Below are 17,871 nucleotides of genomic sequence, written 5' to 3'. Positions count from 1 at the left end.
ATTTTAGTTTGCTCATATCGGTAACTAATTTATGTGTAAAAACAGTTAATATCTTGCCTAAGGTGAAGGTTCATCTTTCTATTAAGTTTAAAATTATTATCGTTTACTAAAAGTACCATTAGTGGATAAATTTTCTTTATTCCGTATTCATTCCGACTGACAAGATATACTAATAGCAAGCACAGTAAGGAGTTGTCATGGATGAATATTGTTACCTCTTCTTTATATCGTGGATCCGAGTGGATTATGCGATTTGCGTGGGTTCAATTATTGTGGCTGGGGTCTTCCCTCCTAGGAATGATTCTGTTGGGATTCTTCCCCTCCACCATCGCTATGTTTACAGTAATTCGGAAATGGATTATGGGGCAATCTGATATCCCAATCCTAAAAACCTTTTGGGACACCTTTAAAGCTGAGTGGTTAAAGAGCAATCTTTTCGGGTTACTGCTCTCATTTATAGGGATTCTTATTTATGTGGACCTTACGCTAGTAAACCATAGTACGGAACCCTTTATGCAATGGAGCAAGTATCCCATGTTGTTACTAGTGATTACTTTTTCACTGATTTTGCTTTATGCATTTCCTTCTTACGTTCATTATAATGTGAACCTTTTGAACGTATTAAAGAATTCTCTTTTTATTATGTTGGTTAGTCCCTTTTATAATGTTGTTATGATCCTAGGTTTAGTAGTTATTTTTCTAATAGGAAACATTCTTCCCCCTTTGTTTGTATTTTTTGGTGGGAGTGCTATTGCTTTTGTTATCATGTGGGCTTGTTATCAAAGTTTTTTAAGTATCGAACGGAAAAAGGCTAAATTAAAGAATTTCTCGAATGAGCCCTGAGCTTGGTTTGGTCACATTGAACCCTTCAATGTGACCGTTTCTTTGATATCTTCACCAAACTTAAATCCGATTGCATTCTCTAAGAAGAATATACGGCTGACAAATCAACTGCTATCCTGACTAATACATGAATCTATAAAAAGAATAGCCACTAATAACGAGGCTATTCCTTTCCTTCTATTAATAAAGCTGTGATTTATCCTTTAACAGCTCCTGCTGCAATCCCTTCGACAATCTTGTTGCTTAAGAATACGAAAGCAATTAAAATTGGTAGGATGCTGATGACGAGTGTTGCCCCAATGGCTCCCCAATCTGTACTATATTGTCCGATAAAGTTTTGGATTCCAACCGTTAATGTCTTGTAGTTATCCGAACTGATAAAAGTGTTGATAAACACAAACTCATTCCAGTTATAGATCATATTAATAATGAAGGTGGTCGATATAACGGGCATCGACATTGGCAAGGTAATTTGGAAAAAGATTCGATGAATTGAGCTTCCATCAATAACGGCTGCTTCCTCAACCTCCCGTGGCAATGTCGAATAAAATCCTGTCAAAATCATGATCGTTAACGGAAGATTAAAGGCTGTATACGTTAATATAAGCGCTAGTGGATGATCAATTAAATTGATATTTAGGAAAAAGTTAAATAAGGGAATGAGTGTAGAGTGAACAGGAATCATTAATCCCACCATAAACAATCCTAATACCAATTTATTTAATTTCCAATTCATTCTCGTTATCGCAAAGGTCACAAAGCTCGCTAGAAGAATTGTCAAGGCTACTGATGCCAAGGTAATCCATACACTGTTAAAAAAATACAGGTTGATATTCCCTTGCGTCCAAACAGTAGCGTAATTTTCCCATTTAGGATCTGCTGGCAGTGCGAACGGTGAAGCATTAAATACTTCTTGGTTTGTCTTAAGCGAGAATAGTACTAACCAGATTAAAGGATAGATTTGCAAAACGGCAATAATCCCTAATATTAAATAAAGGATGGCATAGCCGAACTTCCCCGCCGCATTGCCCCCAGAATTTTCCGGTATAACTTCTTTTTGCTCTGTTTGAGCCATAACTGTCCTTCCCTCCCTTAGTATTCAACCTCATCGTCCGTTCTTGTTAATCTTTGAATCACTACAGTAGCTAATAAACAAAGCAATAATAAAGCAAAACCAACGGCACTACCGTACCCAAAGTTATAGCTATTAAAGGCTTGTTTATACATGTAAGAAGCAATAACTTCACTAGCTCCATTAGGTCCGCCACCCGTCATAACATAAATCAGGTCAAAGTATTTTAAGGAACCAACAAAGGCTAAAACAATTGTTACTTTAATGACCCCCATTATGAGTGGGATTTTTATTTTATAGGCTATTTGCAAAGGAGAGGCTCCATCAATTTTGGCGGCTTCAATAACAGAGTCTGGGATATTTTTTAATGCCGCATAGTAAATCAAAATATAGAACCCTGCATATTGCCAGATGATTGGTACAAAGATGGCACCTAAAACTAGACTAGGCTCAGCCAACCATGCAGGTGGATTATCTACCCCAAAAAAGACGAGAAGACTATTTAATAAGCCGTTAGAAGGGTGATAAATTTTAAGCCATAACTGGGCAATGGCTACCGAGGACAAAAGCATTGGGATTAAATAAATTTTTCTTAATAGGTTTGCCCCTTTGATTTTGGCGGCAAGAACAAGCGAGATTGCTAAATATCCAATTAAACTTAATAGCGAAAAGATGGCCAAAAGTAATGAATTTAATGCACTCCCCCAAAACTTACCGTCTGATAGAAGTCTTGTATAGTTACTTAAACCAATAAAGTCCATCTCTCCGATTCCATCCCATTTCATTAATCCATAATACCCAGTCAAGATGATTGGGACATAGATTAGCACTAAGATTAATAGAAGTGCAGGCAGCACATACATAGCAATAATCCATTTATTAGACATCACTTTATTCATCTGATCATCCCCTTTCCCATATACAAATTAAAAGCAGTTTTTAAGGAAAAAAGGGCATATCAATATAATCGATATACCCTTTTCATCCCATTTTAATCTTCGTCTGCGAGTACCTCTTCATGTCTAGATGCAAATTCCTCTGGAGTAATTTCTTTTCCAAACAATGATTGAACTAAATTCAAATGCTCTTGTGCTGCTGAAGCGCTCATTTGGACATCCGCATACAGAGTGATGTTTGAAGCCTCATTTAACTCATCCAAAACATCAATAAACATTTGTGGTAAATCCAATTCTGAAGTATCCACTTTTGTTGCTGGGATTACGCCAGCACCTGTAACTGAGACTTCTCCCCATTTCTGGACAAAGAACTTTACAAAGTCTTTTGCTTCCTGCTGAACCTGAGAGTTCTCCGAAACAAATAATCCAACGCCTGGTCCACCAACAAAACTATTGATATCCCCTTTTCCACCTTCAACCATTGGGAATTTAAAGAAACCAATTTGATCTTTAAATTCTTGTGGGACATCTTCATTCGTCGTATAGTTTGGTAATTCCCATGACCCCATCATATACATTGCGGCTTGTTCGTTCATAAATGGTCCTTTGGCCTCTTCATTTGAAAGCCCATTGTACCCTTTTACAAATGCACCGAGATCTACTAAGTTTTGAATTTCCTCAGCAGCTTGCACTAATGCTGGATCTTCAAAAGAACCTGAGCGGTTGATTGCATTGGTTAGGGTATCTGGTCCACCAATACGGTCCGCCAAATACATATACCACATTGAACCTGTCCAAGGCTCCTTGTTCCCAACAGTAATTGGTGTTACCCCATTATCGGCAAGTGTTTTCACGACATTTTTAAAATCTTCGAAGGTTTCAGGTACTTCAAGATTATTTTCTTCAAAAATTCTCTTATTGTAGTAGATTGGAGCAATGTTTAATTCAAGAGGTAAACCATATGCTGTCCCATCTACTGAGAAAGCTTCTGTTGTTCCTGAAATAAAGGATTCACCCAAATCACCTTCTAATACATCATCAAGTGCAGCAAACTTTCCACCCTCAACATAAGGTCTTAGAAAGCCTGCAGCCCAAGTCAAACCGACATCTGGTAATTGATTTGATGAGGCCAAAACTTTAATTTTTTCCTTGTACTGATCATTTGATAAAATTTCTGTATCAATCTTTACACCGGGATTTTCTTCCTCATATTGCTTAATAATATCTTCAACGATTCCATGATGTTGCTTGGAGCTACCAGCCGGCCATAGGTGCATCATTTTTACGGTTACTTGGTCTCCTCCGCCTGCAGTGCCACCACCGTCACCGTTACCTGCGTCATCACCCCCGCCGCAACCACTTAAAACGATAGCCGTCATCATCGTAAGAAGTAACAGCAAAGAAATTCCTTTCTTTTTAAACAATATAATTCCCTCCAAAAATTTAGTCGTAACTCTAAAAGAGCATAAATCTGCAAATGAATCCTTTCATCTTACTTTTCTTCAAGTACTTTCGATTTATTCATAGGAAGGGGTTTTCTACCTCATTGCCTGTCCAAAATGTGATTTTCTAGGTTGACCAAGAAGCCGGTTACATAGGTAGGCCAGCTTCTTGTTCCTTTAGGAGAGACCCGCGCAAGCGATTAGTTTCCTTCGCTTTAACTTGCGTTTCTACTTTTCTTTTTTATCCTCTAACCGCATCCAGTAAATATTGATTTAAGATTGCCTTTAAATTTTCTTGACGACCTGATTTGTTCGTCTCAATTTTATCCACCTTTAGAGCATATTCGCTTAGTTTGTTGAAATCTGCTTTTCCTTCGACAATGTCAAGACCAATTCCCTCTCTGTAGCTGCTGTAACGATCGGCAATAAAGTTTTCAAATACTCTATCTTCAATTAGCTTTTGTGCAACCTTTGTACCAACTGCAAAGCTATCCATTCCGGCGATATGTGCCAGGAATAAATCTTCAGGGTCAAATGAGCCTCTTCGTACCTTAGCATCGAAGTTCAAACCGCCTGATCCTAGACCACCGTTTTGCAAAATTTCATACATCGCTAATGTTGTGGAGTATAAATCTGTTGGGAATTCATCCGTATCCCAGCCAAGCAATGGATCCCCTTGGTTGGCATCCACGGACCCTAACATTCCATTTATTCGTGCCACACGTAATTCATGTTCGAATGTATGACCCGCAAGAGTTGCATGGTTTGCTTCAATATTAAATTTAAATTTATCAGATAGATTGTATTGTTGTAAGAACGCCATTCCTGTCGCAACATCAAAATCATACTGGTGCTTTGTTGGCTCTTTCGGCTTTGGCTCAATAAGGAACTGGCCCTCAAACCCAATTTCCTTTGCATAATCCACGGCCATATGAAAGAATCGTGCCAGGTTATCAAGTTCAAGCTTCATATCTGTATTAAGCAAAGTCTCGTACCCTTCACGTCCGCCCCAGAAAACATAGTTTTCAGAACCTAATTCTTTAGCAACTTCAAGTCCCTTCTTCACTTTAGTAGCCGCATACGCGAAAACATCAGCATTGGGAGAAGTCGCTGCTCCAAATAACCAGCGCGGGTGAGAGAACATATTAGCCGTATTCCATAGTAATTTTGTTTTGCTTGTCTTTAAATGGTCTTTAATGACCGCCGTAATTTGGTCAATGTTTTCTAAGGTTTCCTTTAGAGAATTCGTTTCAGGTGAGATATCAAAATCATGGAAGCAGAAATATGGAACATCTAGCTTGTCAAAGAATTCAAAGGAAGCTTCAACACGAGCTTTAGCTAAATCCATTCCGGTAAAATTATCATAAGGTCGAACCATTGTCCCTTCTCCAAACGGGTCAGAACCTTCACCAGTAAAAGTATGCCAATAAGAAACTGCAAAACGTAAAAACTCTTCCATAGTTTGCCCGTTAATTGTTTCTTGAGGATTATAGTATTTAAATGCGTAAGGGGTTTTCGAATCTGGCCCTTCATATTTCACTTGATTCACATTTCCAAAATAGCTCATAACCGTTCCCTCCATCTTGTTAGAAATAAGTAGTTGGTAACACTGGTTAAGAAATAATTGCCACCAATTTCTAGTCTGTTTCTAGGGAGTTAATTTATTCTTACATTTTTTAATGTCGATTCCACCAAACCAGAGAAGGAACTAACTTTGCAAGAATTGTTATCACATGAAGCAAGAATTGTTATCACATGAATAGGTCTGTTAATCATTTCCTATACTACTTTTAGGTTTGTACTTATAAGACAGTTCTAGATAAAGCTCAATACATATTGGAGGGAATAGTGTAAATGGCGGAACTTCGACTAGAACATATTTATAAAATTTATGATGGAGATGTTACGGCGGTAACTGATTTTAATTTGGATATTAAAGATCGAGAGTTTATTGTATTTGTAGGACCATCTGGGTGTGGAAAATCGACCACCTTACGTATGATCGCAGGACTTGAAGATATCTCAAAAGGAGACTTCTACATCGACGATCGACGTGTAAACGATGTTCCTCCTAAAGATCGTGATATCGCCATGGTTTTTCAAAACTATGCCCTGTATCCTCATATGAAGGTCTATGATAATATGGCCTTTGCTTTGAAACTTCGAAAAATGGATAAACAAGAAATTGATCGTCGGGTGAAGGATGCTGCGAAGATTTTAGGACTTGAACAGTACTTAGATCGAAAGCCAAAAGCTCTATCCGGTGGACAACGGCAGCGTGTTGCTCTAGGTCGAGCGATTGTTCGTGATGCAAAGGTGTTTTTAATGGATGAGCCATTATCAAACCTTGATGCTAAACTACGTGTTCAAATGCGCTCTGAGATTATTAAACTTCATCAACGCTTAAACACTACGACCATTTACGTTACCCATGACCAAACAGAAGCCATGACCATGGCTACACGTATCGTTGTCATGAAAGATGGGGTTATTCAACAAATTGGAGCACCGAAAGAAATTTACGATAAACCAGAAAATGTTTTCGTAGGTGGGTTTATTGGATCTCCCGCTATGAACTTCTTTAACGGGGAACTAAAGGAAAACAAATTTATAACAGGTAATTTTTCATTTGAAGTACCTGAAGGAAAGTTAAAGCTATTACGTGAGAAGGGCTACATCAATAAGCCAATTACCCTTGGTATCCGTCCAGAAGACATTCATGATGAACCTTTGTTTCTTGAAATGTCACCTGGCTCAACCTTCACGACTAAAATCGATGTTGTAGAGTTGATGGGAGCTGAAACGATTCTTTACACGACCATTAATGACCAAAATATGATTGCACGAATTGATTCTAGAACCGATATTAAAGGCGGACAAAGTATGGCTCTAGCCTTTGATATGAATAAAGTCCATTTCTTCGATCACGACACAGAAGTAAGGATACGGTAAATTGTCACTTCTAGCCCTATCAAAACAAATAAAAAACAGGCTACCTGAGACGATAGCCTGTTTTTTATTTGTGAATTAGAGTTGTCCGTTTTCAATTTGTTGATTCACTTTTTGACGATTTTCTAATTCTCTGATGACCTTTTGATACGTTTTGTCATCTAAGTTATAGAATTTAATATCAATCATTGCTAATACAAGCAAAACAATTGGTACAACTGTTGTTGTAATCAAGATACCTGTTAAAGAAGTTTGCGTTTGAACTTGGTTCGCAACATAACCGAATTGAGTAAGAACTAAACCGGGGATGATTCCTCCAAGCGCCATACCAAACTTAAAGAAGAAACCAACGATTGCGTAGATAAGTCCACCCATTCTTTTTCCTGTTTTGTATTCACCATATTCGATTGTTTCTGGGATAAGCGCCCACATGTATCCACCGGCTGTTAGAGCTCCTGCTGCGGCAACCAAGCGGAAGACCAAAATCGCCCAAATCATTGATGGTGGCGTTACAAGAATCCCTAGTAAACCAACAATTGTCACTGCTAATGAAATATAAAGTAATTTTTTCTTTCCAAGTTTTTTATTCAACCATGGAATAAATGGCAGAATTGCAAAAGCAGGAAGTGTACCAATTAAACCGTACCATTTTACAAGGTCTGGACTCTCCATATTGTACGTAACGTAATAGATTCCAACAGAGTTGATGATGCTATTCACACCAAAGATAATGATAAAGAATATACTTAAAACAACTAGTGGACGATTTACACGCAACTGTTCAAAAATATCAGTTGGTTTAATTTTCACACCAGTCTCAACTACTTTTACACGTTCTTTAGTTGATTTAAAAGTGAACAAGATTAACAGGGTTCCAATAACCCCCATAATTCCCATTGTTACTTGCCAACCAAGTGCCGTATCGCCTGACATATCCCCAATATAAGAAGATAAAAACGGTACAAAGAAGGAAACAATTAATCCCCCGATGTTCGCAAAAATCATACGAACGGATGTAAGGCTAACCACTTCATCATTGTCACGCGTAATTGCAGACGTTAATGCACCATAAGGAACATTAATAAACGTATAAACAACTGTTAATAAAGTATAAGTAATATAGGCGTAAACTAGTTTTCCCCACTCGTTAAAGTCAGGAGTTGTGAAACAAAGAACTGCGAGGATGGCAAATGGAACTGCACTATATAACAAGTAAGGTCTAAATCTTCCATATCTCGTGTTTGTTCTATCAACAATACTTCCAATCATTGGGTCATTGATCGCGTCAAAAATCCTTACTACTAAGAACATTGTCCCTGCCGCAGCGGCAGAAATTCCGAAAACATCGGTATAAAAGAATAATAAATACGTAGAAACAGTCGCATAGATAAGATTACAAGCTAAATCCCCTGAGGCATAACCGACCTTTTCTAATTTACTTATTTTTGTATTGCCACTTGCTTCCGTCACTTCTGGACTTCCAAACTCGACTTTTTGGGCTTGAGCCATGATTTCATCACCTTCTAATTTTTTTCAACTACCATTTTTCTTTGATTCATTACTTGATAAAATGTAACGTTTACATAATAGCGGTATATAAAAACCACTATTAGAATCCTTGGAACGGCTTACAAATTAGAATAAAGATTTTTAAAAATATATATGTAGATGCATATAGGTGTTTTGTCTTTGTCCATTCATCATTGAACCAATAGGATACAAAGATAAGAACGGTTACATAAAACGTAATATGACTGTGAACATCCGATATGTCATCTCAATAAAAGTATTTCTTTCTCTGAAGCTAGGTTTATTTCCCCCTTGTGGTTTATATTTGAGTGGAATCGTTACCATCTAGATAGTTAGTTAGTTCGTTCGATGAACTAACTATCTAGAATGATATACTCCATCTGTTTTTTTGTCAACGGTTTCAAAACAAATAGACAGCGCTTTTTTTTATGCTAAAATAATAACAATGGGAGAAATAGGGGGATCATAATGGTATTCGTAGATAAATACGCGATCCGTGAGATGAACGAAACAATTGTTCTCGAACATATTGTCAATGAAGGACCACTATCGCGTGCAGCCGTAGCGAACCGTACGCATCTAAGTAAAGCGTCTGTTTCTGAGATTGTAAGAAAGCTAACTGAAACTAATCTTGTACATGAAATCGGCATTGGTGACAGCACGACCTCCGGTGGCCGACGGCCAATCATGCTTGAATTGAATAAACATGCTGGGGTTTCCCTAAGCTTTGATATCGGTTATAACTACATTGCCACTATGCTTAACTATCTTGACGGCGAAATTATAACGGAGCAAATAATAGAAGATATTGAGATTGATAGAGAAACACTTATAGATAAAATTGAAAACGTTGTCATGGATTATCAACAGATGATTCCAGAAACAAGTTACGGCATTGTTGGGATTACGATTGCCATCCATGGTGTCGTCTTTGACAATTCAATTGTGTTTACTCCTTACTATGACTTAGCGAAATTAAATATATGTGAAACTTTAAGTGAGCGTCTCGGAATTCCTATCTACATTGAAAACGAAGCAAACCTTTCCGCGATTGCTGAGCAAACCTATTCATCGAACTATAAAAATCTAGTGAGCATCAGTATTCACTCTGGAATTGGAGCGGGGATCATTATTGACGGGGCACTCTATACTGGAGAAAGAGGCTTTAGTGGTGAAATTGGACATAAAATCCTCTTCCCTGATGGAAAACCATGTCCTTGCGGAAACCATGGCTGTCTTGAACAATATTGTTCTGAAAAAGCGATTCTTGAATTCTTTAATGACATACACCAATCTACTGAAACAACCATTGCTCAACTTAAAAGTGCCTATATGGCCAAGAATCCTGCAGTGATTGAGTTAATTGATAAAGCAGCAAAATACTTGGCGATTGGAATTAATAATGTGACAACCGCTTTCAGTCCTGGCGTCATCTATCTTAAAAGTCGACTTACTCGTGAGATCCCTGATTTTCTTGATAAAATTAACAGCAATCTTAACAGTTTTATAAATGAGGATGTCGAACTTCATAACTCGAGCCTTGGTGATCAAGCCACTTTATTAGGTGCATCAGCTGTAAGCATTCGGAACTTTTTACGAATTCAATCCATGCGAGTGCAGCGGTGAAAAAACTTCTTTTATGGACTTTGCGTTTACTACGCATAGTTATTTTCCCAAAAATGAAATGCAAGCGTTAACAATCCTTAAAAAAGAGCGAAACCATTTGGAAAACGGTTTCACTCTTGCTTTTGTATCGGAGGGAACAAAATCTCTAATAAATCTATTCTCCTTCATATAACGGTACTTCCCACTTATCCTTCACAGCCTCATACCTAGTAACGGATAGTAGGTGTAAGGTTAACTCCTCAGGTAATTCCTCCATGTCATAGGTGATGAGTTCGGTGTTTGTCTTAAAACGGCCATGCTCATCTTTTTCATCCAATACCGAACCATGATGATAGGTCAGATATGGGTTCCCTTTGTCATCAACTATAACCCAGGCACGATGATAACCCACAAAAGCTTGTTCAAATAACCACCTTCATATTCCTTCAAAATTTTATAAACCTAGGAAGACATGCTTATTTTGTCCACCGGTTCATACTCCTACTAGCTGTTTTTCAAAATAAACCTTTATGTTATGGGTTCGGCATTTCCATTATTTTGTGTATCTCCTCCTGTAGCGTTTCGGTTAAAACCTTTTCGGAATGAAAACAATAAGTTTTGAGAGATAAAGCATGATGATTAGAAAAGAAGGTGTTGTCTTGGACGATAACATAGTGGATGTATTGGATGACGAACTAAAAAAAGAAATTGAGACGGAAATCAAAGGAATGACATACACAAAGAATTTCCGGTCACCATCTGCAGAGGAATGGTATATCTTTTTACCTACCTACAAAGATCCTTCTACTGGCGGCGCAGGAGGGAAAACGATCATTCAATACAATATCTTTGACAATAAAGAGATCTTTATCAATACGACAATTATCTTTGACGATCCCGCACTTCATAAAAACAATCTAAACCGCCTTGTTTATGCCCTTTCAGATGAAATCGTCAATCGTCTTGTTGGCTATGCGGATACCCTTTTATCGGTACATGCTGGTGAAAATTCATACAATGCTGTTTATAAACAATAACCATTGCTGGAGGAGGTAAGATGAGTCAAAACCTAGTTGAATCCATAAAAAAAGATGCCTTACAACTAAAGGACATCAATGATTACAAGCCACTGATTAACCAGGTGAGCGAGGCTAAATTTGTCTTGCTGGGTGAGTCTTCTCATGGCACATCCGAATATTATAAAATTCGGGCGGAGCTCTCCAAGAAATTAATTCAAGAAAACGGTTATACTTATATCGCTGTTGAAGGAGATTGGCCAGCTTGTCAACATATTAATCGTTATATAAAAAGTTATGATAATCGCTATGAAAATGCCCGTGAAGCCCTAACCGCTTTTGGGCGTTGGCCTACTTGGATGTGGGCAAATGAAGAGTTGATTGATTTAGTTGAATGGCTCAAATCCTACAACCAGGAGAGGCCAAAGGAAGAGCAGGTTGGTTTTTATGGAATTGATGTCTACAGTTTATGGGAATCAATGGAGGAAATCATTAAATATCTGGAGGAAACCAACTCTCCCGATCTTGAAACGGCCAAAAAGGCATTCGCCTGCTTCGAGCCCTTTAACCGTGACCCTCAGCTTTATGGGGTATCAGGCTCCTTTTACTCGGAGGACTGCAAGGATGAAGTCGTAGAGCTTCTTACCAAGATTACTTTAGATAAGAAAAAATATACAAGTTACTATGAAGAAGGCAAATTAAACCTCGAAGTAAATGCAATTGTGACCGCAAATGCTGAGAACTATTATCGAACAATGGTCACCGATGATACAGAGTCCTGGAATATCCGCGACCGGCATATGGTTGAAGTGCTAAATAGAATTAATTCCTATTATGGAGAAAAGGCGAAAGGAATCATTTGGGAGCATAATACTCATGTTGGTGACGCACGTGCAACTGATATGGCCGAGGTAGGCATGGTAAATGTCGGGCAGCTTTTACGAGAACAAAATGGAGACAAAAAGGTGTTTATCGTAGGATTCGGTACCCATCGGGGGACCGTTATAGCTGCTGATGAGTGGGGGGTAGATTTTGAACGGATGATTGTGCCTCCTGCTCAAGAAGGCAGCTGGGAGGATATGATGCATAAAGCTGGCCCGCATGACAAACTCTTGATTTTTGATAAAAATAATCGCGATTCGTATAGCGACAGAATTGGTCATCGTGCCATTGGGGTTGTTTATAATCCGAGGTATGAACAATACGGAAACTATGTCCCATCCATTATGAGCGAACGATATAATGCGTTTATTTACATCAATAACACCAACGCTCTACTACCTTTAGAAGTGGAAAGAGTTCTTCTTTAAAACAGGCTCTTTTCTCAAACTTTGTTGCTCTTGGATACAAATTCGGTTGAATTAAGCTTTGTTTCCCTTCAAAGTACCCTTTTATTAATGAGAAAAGAGCGCGCAAAATTCTCATCACGTACCAAATAGCTTATCTTGCGTTAAAATCGGCTTTAGGTAGTAAAAATCGGCTTTAAGATTTTTACAATTTTAACAACAATCTTTACGAAAACAGCCTTAAAACATGAACACACCGCACGAGGGAGTAACCCAATCGTGCGGTTTATTTATGTATTATGAAGCATTTTCATATCATTTCATACTATTTCTAAACTGATCATAATCGGATTTAATATAATGGAAGGTTGCTTCATTTCCGCCAGAGTCAGGATGGGTTATTTTTAATAATTTTTTATAGCCTGCGAGTATTTCTTTCGAACTGGCTGTTTTTGATAGGCCTAACTTTTGTCGATAATCATGCGATTTAGAAGGGCGCGGTGCTGTCTTTTCAGGCTCACTTTTATGTCCTTTATAGAGTTCTTCTTTTAACCTTAACAATTCCTTGCGTAACTCAATATTTTCTTTCGTTAAACTACTTGTCTCCCTTTGAAATTTTCGTTTTTCATTCTCAAGTTGAACAAGTTCTTTTTTGTATTTTTCCTTTTGCTGAAGAAGTCGATGAACCGAGTTTTCATGAAGTTCTTCTAAACCCTTTATATGCTCGTCCTGTGCTTTTAGCTTTGCTTTCAACTGGCGAATGACTCTTTCTTGATTCGAAAGATTCATTGAATATTGTTTAGCGTCCTTTTCACTTGAGATGTATTCGGACAACTGCTTTCCTTCCCCAACATTTTGAATTCTACCTTCACGGAGCCATCGTTTGACAATGTCCATCCCTGTACTAGAAGCAACACCAGCGTCCATCAACAGATTAATAGCTTGATCGGTATCATCTAGAATGTATCCTGTTTCCCTTCGCTTCGCTGGGTCATATTTTACCTTGCGTTCAAGCAGCCAACGTCTAACAGTTAGAATTCCAACATCTTCAGCAACTCCTGCATCCTTTAATAATTCAAAGGCTTGGTCCGTATTCACGATGGTCTCCTCCTTTCCCTTTCTCAGCTAGTACTTTTTTATCTTAATGATAAAGGAGTTAGCAATTAAAGGGAATGGATAAAAAAGACTAAAAAAACCGTATAACCAATGACTTATTTTTTAGAAAATAGTTAATGTGTGAATTCAAAGTTAGTTTCTTCTATATTTTATCTCTCCACCAATAATCGTCATTTCGATATTCGTTGTTAATAACTCATCGGGGTCTTCCATTCCAAATGGATTGGCTGAATATACCGTCATATCGGCTAATTTCCCACGTGCAATTGTACCTTTTACGGTTTCTTCATTTGTCGGGTAGGCACCGAGTTCTGTGAACAAACGAAAAGCCTGCTCCATTGTCAGTTTTTGTTCTGGATAATGGCCGTCATGCGTTTCTCCTGGCTTTTTACGGGTAACGGCTGCATGAATTCCGAGTAACGGATCGACTGGTTCAATTGGTGAATCTGAACCCCCAGCACAAATGACCCCACCATCCATTAACGATTTCCAAGCATAGGAAAGTTTCATTCTTTCTTTTCCCAGACGTTCCTCTACCCATGGAAAATCGCTCGCCAAAAAGCGTGGCTGAATGTCTGCAATTCTACTTGGATGAGCGAGGCGTGGGATGAGTTCCTCCCGTAGCACTTGGGCATGAATCAATCTATCGCGATAGGTGGTTGCTGGGAACTGATCCAGCACATCAAGAACATTTTCCAAAGCCTTGTCACCAATCGTATGAACAGCAATCGGCATATCCAACTCGCGAGCACGTCTAACAATATCATATAGGTGTTCCTGGTCATACATCGCGTCCCCATAGTTATCTGGATCATCATGATAAGGCTCTGATAATAGCGCAGTCCTTCTCCCGAATGCTCCATCTGCAAAAATCTTGACTGCCCCAATTTGCAAAGTATCGTTTCCATAGCCTGTATACATTCCAAAATCTTTTAAGTCCTGTAAAAATTCATGGTTGATTAACAGATTGCTACGCAACCCAATTTGTTCCCCATTTAACAGTTCATCAAAAAGCTTCCATGTTTTCTCTAATCCTCCTAAATAAAGAGGATCATTGGTATGTACGCTCGTTAAGCCTTTTTCCATGGCAAATTGCATGGTTTTTCGCATGACATCTTTCCAGGTACCATAGGAGTGGGCTGGTATATGTCGTCTAACTAGAGTCATGGCAGATTCAAGCAGCAATCCCGTCGGCTGCTTCGTTCTCTCATCCAATACAATCGTTCCGCCTTCAGGTACCGTGATGGATGGATGATATTGGCTCATTTCAAGAGCCTTGCTGTTGACAACCGCAGCATGTTGACAAATCCTCGTTAAAATTAATGGGTTCGCAGGGGCTACAAAATCCAGTTCAGAAATCGTTGGAATCGTTCCGTCCGTAAAGAGATTTTCATCCCAACCGATTCCTAATAACCATTGATTTGCTTTCAGTAGCTTTGTATGCTCCTGAATTTTTTCTAGCATTTCACGTTTTGAACTGACACCAGTTAAATCTAAATTAATAAAACTGTCTGCGATAATTGAAAGATGTAGGTGACTATCAATTAAACCAGGTGTAACTGTTTTTCCTTCTAAATCAATAACATGGGAAGAGCCACCCCATTGAAGCAAGATTTCTTCCGTTGTGCCCATATCGATAAAACGGCCGTTCTCGGTGACAACGGCCTGTACATTTGGAATACGTGAATTGAATGTATAGAAGTTACCATTCGAATAGATTGTTCTCAAAGCAAATTCTCTCCTAATGACCAATTTAATCTATTTATTTTACCATTCAAGCAGATTTGTAGCATAGAGATACAACTACTTTGTTTATATCTGTCAAAAATAAAAAGCGTGAATCCCTATTTGAATTCACGCCTCAAGCGTTAAATGAAGTCTTTGACAGTACTTTACATTAGTAATCTCGATTTTTTCTTTCTACAGCATATCTCGCCTCAGTGTAACTTGTTACCTTCCCATTAAAAGGGTCATCATCTTCATACTGGATAAAAGAGATTGTATGTATTCCCGGCTTAAGCATAGGACCATGTAAGCCGATTGAAGTATCTTTCCGGTCGACAAACTGTTCTGGTCTTAGGTAAATTTTATCTACGTACACAAACGATTGTCTACTTCCATCGAAATCCTCTGCATCAATGCCAATTTGAATCCGACTGTCATCATCGTCAATGAAAAACACTGGGGTTTTCCCATTTTCGGAAGTACCAGCTGGTGTATGAATTGTGATTTCACTGCTTCCTTTTTCATTAACCTCATTTGGAAATGGATATTTTCCCATTATCATTTCTTCATTGTCCAAATTATTCGTTTCCATAATTGTACTATATCCGCTCATATTATTGTTATCGGCATTATTATTACAGCCAACTATTGATAATAGTATTAATAATAAACCTATACTCATAATCCCCTTGGCAAATCGATCCATCCTTTTCCTCCTTTAATTTTTATTATACGAAGCAAAGTTTAAAGGAAAATTTGTAGCAATATTTCGCACAATCCATAAATAGGGTGCCCAAATCTGGAATAAACATACTCTTTCATCATTTGAGGCTACCATTAATATCCGAGAAATATAAAAAGCAAAAAACCGCACAAGCAAATTTATCGCTGTGCGGTTAAAGATAAGCTAGGAATTATTCAGTTTCAAAAAAGCATAATAATATTATTGAGAGCAAAAAACATTCTATAGTTGCTTAAAGACTCCAAACCTTTTCCCCAAGGGCAGTACGTCTTTTCCAAAGTGTGTGTTTAACACAATGGCTCCTGAACCATAGAAAGATAATAAGGCGATGCCCATTTCTGCTACGGCCGCCAGCATATGTGTCGCTTCGTGAAAAATATTAAATGAACTTAATGCTAGTCCAATAAATAACAAATCAATAAAAACAAAAATAAAGAACAAAACTTTATGTGTTTCCATTGCCCCAACTGTCATAAACAAGCTAAATATTAAATAACCCAAAAATGCAAAACCTAATTGTTTTGGATCACCATCCATGGCGAGCTGTTCCCCAAAAAATCCTAACTGAATGAGCCATGTAGTACCAACGCCGAACCAGAAAAGTCCGAAAGCTCCAAAAGCTGTAGTACCAAAAATATTGTTATGCTTAGCATCTAAAAATGAAGCAATTAGCTGGGCAATCCCACCTAAGAAAAACGCCCACGGTAGAATAAAAGAAAGACCTTCCGTTAATCCCAATTTCTGTGAAGATGCCACAAAAGTGACCATCGCTAAACCGAATAAGCCTAGCGCAGATGGATCTGCTGTTGTAATTTTAACCTGTGTGTGATTCTGAGTCTCCATTTTTTCCTCCTTAAAAAACATACTTATGTACTGTATATGAAAAGACAACGGGTGTCAATATACCTTTAAATTGTCCCAAAATACTGCTTTTCGTGTATGATTTAAAGAGAAAACCGCACAAAGGATTGAATGCCCTGTGCGGTAAATTTTATAATGATAACCAGTTGTAGCCCTTGCATGATTCCCTCAACAATAAGCACACCTCGAGCTGACCTTTCCTCAGACCATAAATAACGCTTCATTCTACTGTATTGATTGGATTTTCTCGGCTACTGCACGGGTAATGTCCTTTGTTGTTTTTGGGACAAATTTCTTTAATACCGTCTTTTGCATAGTTGCCATTGGTCCTTTTGTCCCCTCCGGTTCAAGCTCAAGATAACCTGTTATGCGGGTATGACTATCATCTAAGGCTTGTGCCTCGTAACGACCGTTTCCAACAAAGTCTTCTGCAAGGCTCTTAAAATGAAACACTACTTTTGTTGGTTCAATCCATTCTGTGATGTGAACCTGTAGATTGGCTGTTTTCTTCATTAAACCAAGGTCCCCTTTTATTGCCCATGTTGATTGTTTCTCGTTTACAATCTCATGATTTTCATAGCCAGGAACCGTAGCAGCCCAGTTTTCAATATCACTTATGTAATTCCAGATTTTTTCGATTGAAAAAGGGAGTTCGATTGTATGTTTGCCGTTTGCCATTTCTTCACCTCATTGTTTATCCAAAAGTTATTAGCACAAATAAGTGTCCGGTATTCTTCCACTTATAGGCCCACTAATATCTTTATGGTTCATAAATAAAGGCTATGACG

At 38.2% G+C, this 17,871-nt stretch carries 16 protein-coding genes; 5 read left to right on the top strand and 11 right to left on the bottom strand.

What is annotated here, in order from left to right:
- Nucleotides 1-201: 201 nt before the first annotated feature.
- A complete protein-coding gene (locus LG336_RS05965) occupies nt 202-843 on the top strand; it encodes a YesL family protein (RefSeq protein ID WP_404331650.1) in 642 nt (213 codons plus the stop codon).
- 196 nt (nt 844-1,039) lie between these two features.
- Here the strand turns inward: LG336_RS05965 and LG336_RS05960 are convergent, their stop codons facing one another.
- From LG336_RS05960 to xylA, 4 genes are all read right to left on the bottom strand, one after another.
- The gene (locus LG336_RS05960; protein WP_404331649.1) at nt 1,040-1,918 is read right to left on the bottom strand and encodes a carbohydrate ABC transporter permease; all 879 of its coding nucleotides are present in this window, start codon (nt 1,916-1,918) and stop codon (nt 1,040-1,042) included.
- A 17-nt stretch (nt 1,919-1,935) separates the two neighbouring features.
- Complete coding sequence (locus tag LG336_RS05955) at nt 1,936-2,814, bottom strand: carbohydrate ABC transporter permease (protein ID WP_404331648.1); 879 nt, start codon at nt 2,812-2,814, stop codon at nt 1,936-1,938.
- Nucleotides 2,815-2,906: 92 nt separating this feature from the next.
- Nucleotides 2,907-4,235: an extracellular solute-binding protein gene (locus tag LG336_RS05950; RefSeq protein ID WP_404331647.1), complete on the bottom strand. Its 1,329-nt coding sequence runs from the start codon at nt 4,233-4,235 to the stop codon at nt 2,907-2,909.
- Between the two features lie 259 nt (nt 4,236-4,494).
- Nucleotides 4,495-5,820 carry a xylose isomerase gene (gene xylA, locus LG336_RS05945; RefSeq protein WP_404331646.1) on the bottom strand — a complete coding sequence of 442 codons (1,326 nt, stop codon included), beginning with the start codon at nt 5,818-5,820 and terminating at the stop codon, nt 4,495-4,497.
- 287 nt (nt 5,821-6,107) lie between these two features.
- Between xylA and LG336_RS05940 the strand changes: the two genes are divergently transcribed.
- Complete coding sequence (locus tag LG336_RS05940; RefSeq protein ID WP_404331645.1) at nt 6,108-7,205, top strand: ABC transporter ATP-binding protein; 1,098 nt, start codon at nt 6,108-6,110, stop codon at nt 7,203-7,205.
- A gap of 75 nt (nt 7,206-7,280) precedes the next feature.
- Here the strand turns inward: LG336_RS05940 and LG336_RS05935 are convergent, their stop codons facing one another.
- Nucleotides 7,281-8,711, bottom strand: coding sequence for a glycoside-pentoside-hexuronide (GPH):cation symporter (locus tag LG336_RS05935; protein ID WP_404331644.1), 1,431 nt, complete (start codon nt 8,709-8,711; stop codon nt 7,281-7,283).
- A gap of 489 nt (nt 8,712-9,200) precedes the next feature.
- Between LG336_RS05935 and LG336_RS05930 the strand changes: the two genes are divergently transcribed.
- Entirely contained in the window at nt 9,201-10,358 is a 1,158-nt protein-coding gene (locus LG336_RS05930; RefSeq protein WP_404331643.1) for an ROK family protein, read from the top strand.
- A gap of 154 nt (nt 10,359-10,512) precedes the next feature.
- Here LG336_RS05930 and LG336_RS05925 read toward each other — a convergent pair whose 3' ends face one another.
- Nucleotides 10,513-10,749, bottom strand: a complete 237-nt coding sequence (locus LG336_RS05925) for a hypothetical protein (protein ID WP_404331642.1) — start codon at nt 10,747-10,749, stop codon at nt 10,513-10,515.
- Between the two features lie 220 nt (nt 10,750-10,969).
- Between LG336_RS05925 and LG336_RS05920 the strand changes: the two genes are divergently transcribed.
- Nucleotides 10,970-11,374 (top strand): hypothetical protein, encoded by a 405-nt coding sequence (locus LG336_RS05920; RefSeq protein WP_404331641.1) that lies wholly within the window; start codon nt 10,970-10,972, stop codon nt 11,372-11,374.
- Between the two features lie 20 nt (nt 11,375-11,394).
- Nucleotides 11,395-12,663, top strand: a complete 1,269-nt coding sequence (locus tag LG336_RS05915; RefSeq protein WP_404331640.1) for an erythromycin esterase family protein — start codon at nt 11,395-11,397, stop codon at nt 12,661-12,663.
- A gap of 291 nt (nt 12,664-12,954) precedes the next feature.
- Here LG336_RS05915 and LG336_RS05910 read toward each other — a convergent pair whose 3' ends face one another.
- From LG336_RS05910 to LG336_RS05890, 5 genes are all read right to left on the bottom strand, one after another.
- Nucleotides 12,955-13,737, bottom strand: coding sequence for a hypothetical protein (locus LG336_RS05910; RefSeq protein ID WP_404331639.1), 783 nt, complete (start codon nt 13,735-13,737; stop codon nt 12,955-12,957).
- A gap of 150 nt (nt 13,738-13,887) precedes the next feature.
- The gene (locus LG336_RS05905; RefSeq protein ID WP_404331638.1) at nt 13,888-15,483 is read right to left on the bottom strand and encodes an amidohydrolase; all 1,596 of its coding nucleotides are present in this window, start codon (nt 15,481-15,483) and stop codon (nt 13,888-13,890) included.
- A gap of 169 nt (nt 15,484-15,652) precedes the next feature.
- Nucleotides 15,653-16,186: a hypothetical protein gene (locus LG336_RS05900; RefSeq protein WP_404331637.1), complete on the bottom strand. Its 534-nt coding sequence runs from the start codon at nt 16,184-16,186 to the stop codon at nt 15,653-15,655.
- A gap of 258 nt (nt 16,187-16,444) precedes the next feature.
- Complete coding sequence (locus tag LG336_RS05895) at nt 16,445-17,065, bottom strand: acetate uptake transporter (protein WP_404331636.1); 621 nt, start codon at nt 17,063-17,065, stop codon at nt 16,445-16,447.
- Nucleotides 17,066-17,308: 243 nt separating this feature from the next.
- Nucleotides 17,309-17,761: a CoxG family protein gene (locus LG336_RS05890; protein ID WP_404331635.1), complete on the bottom strand. Its 453-nt coding sequence runs from the start codon at nt 17,759-17,761 to the stop codon at nt 17,309-17,311.
- Nucleotides 17,762-17,871 lie beyond the last annotated feature (110 nt).

Origin of the sequence: Mesobacillus maritimus (genome assembly GCF_044803185.1) — a bacterium.
GTDB classification, from domain to species: Bacteria; Bacillota; Bacilli; order Bacillales; family Cytobacillaceae; genus Mesobacillus_B; species Mesobacillus_B maritimus_B.
Note: the sequence above shows the minus strand (reverse complement) of the source record. Positions and strands in the feature narration are given on the sequence as shown.

Coding starts and splice junctions, on each gene's coding strand:
- LG336_RS05930 (WP_404331643.1), top strand. CDS start 9,201: ATGGTATTCGTAGATAAATACGCGATCCGTGAGATGAACGAAACAATT.
- LG336_RS05965 (WP_404331650.1), top strand. CDS start 202: ATGAATATTGTTACCTCTTCTTTATATCGTGGATCCGAGTGGATTATG.
- LG336_RS05960 (WP_404331649.1), bottom strand. CDS start 1,918: ATGGCTCAAACAGAGCAAAAAGAAGTTATACCGGAAAATTCTGGGGGC.
- LG336_RS05890 (WP_404331635.1), bottom strand. CDS start 17,761: ATGGCAAACGGCAAACATACAATCGAACTCCCTTTTTCAATCGAAAAA.
- LG336_RS05955 (WP_404331648.1), bottom strand. CDS start 2,814: ATGAATAAAGTGATGTCTAATAAATGGATTATTGCTATGTATGTGCTG.
- LG336_RS05915 (WP_404331640.1), top strand. CDS start 11,395: ATGAGTCAAAACCTAGTTGAATCCATAAAAAAAGATGCCTTACAACTA.
- xylA (WP_404331646.1), bottom strand. CDS start 5,820: ATGAGCTATTTTGGAAATGTGAATCAAGTGAAATATGAAGGGCCAGAT.
- LG336_RS05920 (WP_404331641.1), top strand. CDS start 10,970: ATGATGATTAGAAAAGAAGGTGTTGTCTTGGACGATAACATAGTGGAT.
- LG336_RS05935 (WP_404331644.1), bottom strand. CDS start 8,711: ATGGCTCAAGCCCAAAAAGTCGAGTTTGGAAGTCCAGAAGTGACGGAA.
- LG336_RS05940 (WP_404331645.1), top strand. CDS start 6,108: ATGGCGGAACTTCGACTAGAACATATTTATAAAATTTATGATGGAGAT.
- LG336_RS05900 (WP_404331637.1), bottom strand. CDS start 16,186: ATGGATCGATTTGCCAAGGGGATTATGAGTATAGGTTTATTATTAATA.
- LG336_RS05895 (WP_404331636.1), bottom strand. CDS start 17,065: ATGGAGACTCAGAATCACACACAGGTTAAAATTACAACAGCAGATCCA.